Below are 1,208 nucleotides of genomic sequence, written 5' to 3'. Positions count from 1 at the left end.
TCTGTGACATCAAAAACCAAATGGCTAATGTCTATTCCAAAATATTTAATATCTTTATTCATAAGAAATGTTTTTTTTAAAGGACAATCTACGCGAGTTTCAACGACTTAAAATCGAGGTCTTAAAGCCTCATAGAACTGTACGAAATCTGTGTAGAAAAGAGAGGGGATTTTCAATGTTGACGAGATCTGAAGTCTCTGCGTATATAATAACCTTACTCCTCTCTTTTGTTCTTTCTAATTTATAAATCTTAATTTAGTGTTTTTATTTAATTGCTAACTTAAGCCGTGTATAATTAATTGCTAGGTTCTTGTCTACTTGCGAATATTCCTGCGGAATATTCACGGGTTCGTAAATGTTTGCTAACTTAGTTGCTGAACCACGCAACTAACCATACACAAACACGTTGGCAACAATTTGGTGATGATTCATATTTGATGTATATTTACACCAAACAATTGAATTATGTCAAGACAAAGTATATCATTTACAGAACCTAACGACGAATGGCTGAAAGCACAAGTTAATGGTAAAGAATATTCAAGTAAAAGCGAATTAGTTAACGATTTAATTAGACAAGCTAGAAAACAACAAATCGAAATAGATTGGGTTCGAACTAAGTTGGAAAAAGCTGAAAATAGCGGATTTACTAGCGAATCAAAAAATGAAATTTTAGCTCAATCAAAAACTTTACTGAATGGCTAAATATCGATTAAGTAACGAAGCTAAAAATGACTTAATCCGAATCCATCACTATGGAGTTAAAAAATTTGGTATGACTCAAGCGGATAAATATTTTGAATCATTCTTTAAATATTTTGAAATTATTTCCCAAAGGCCTTTTTCATTCGAGTCAGTTGATTATATAAAAAAAGACTACAGAAGATGTGTTTGCGGAATAGATAGTATTTACTATAAAATAAATAATGACGTTGTTGAAATAATGGCAATTGTCGGAAGACAAGATTTAAACGACGTACTGTAATCTGAATAATAAAAACTGTTGCCAACACCGTGTATAATTAATTGCTAGGTTCTTCCCTACTTGCGAATATTCCTGCGGAATATTCACGGGTTCGTAAATGTTTGTTAACTTAGTCCCTAAACCACGCAACTAACCATACACAAAACCGTTAGCAGCAATTACTACAAAAAGTGAATAAACTCGACTATAGCATATCATTAAGAGCAAAAAAGTTATCCAAAAA

At 31.9% G+C, this 1,208-nt stretch carries 2 protein-coding genes; both read left to right on the top strand.

Going from position 1 to position 1,208, the window contains the following annotated elements; translation table 11 throughout:
• The first annotated feature begins 465 nt into the window (after positions 1–465).
• On the top strand, positions 466–705 hold the full coding sequence (locus HM982_RS18390) for a ribbon-helix-helix domain-containing protein (RefSeq protein ID WP_179354776.1): 240 nt from the start codon (positions 466–468) through the stop codon (positions 703–705).
• A complete protein-coding gene (locus HM982_RS18385) occupies positions 698–985 on the top strand; it encodes a type II toxin-antitoxin system RelE/ParE family toxin (RefSeq protein WP_179354775.1) in 288 nt (95 codons plus the stop codon). The genes HM982_RS18390 and HM982_RS18385 overlap by 8 nt, the downstream gene beginning before the upstream one ends.
• Positions 986–1,208 lie beyond the last annotated feature (223 nt).

Origin of the sequence: Winogradskyella vidalii (assembly GCF_013403955.1) — a bacterium.
Classification (GTDB): Bacteria; Bacteroidota; Bacteroidia; order Flavobacteriales; family Flavobacteriaceae; genus Winogradskyella; species Winogradskyella vidalii.
Note: the sequence above shows the minus strand (reverse complement) of the source record. Positions and strands in the feature narration are given on the sequence as shown.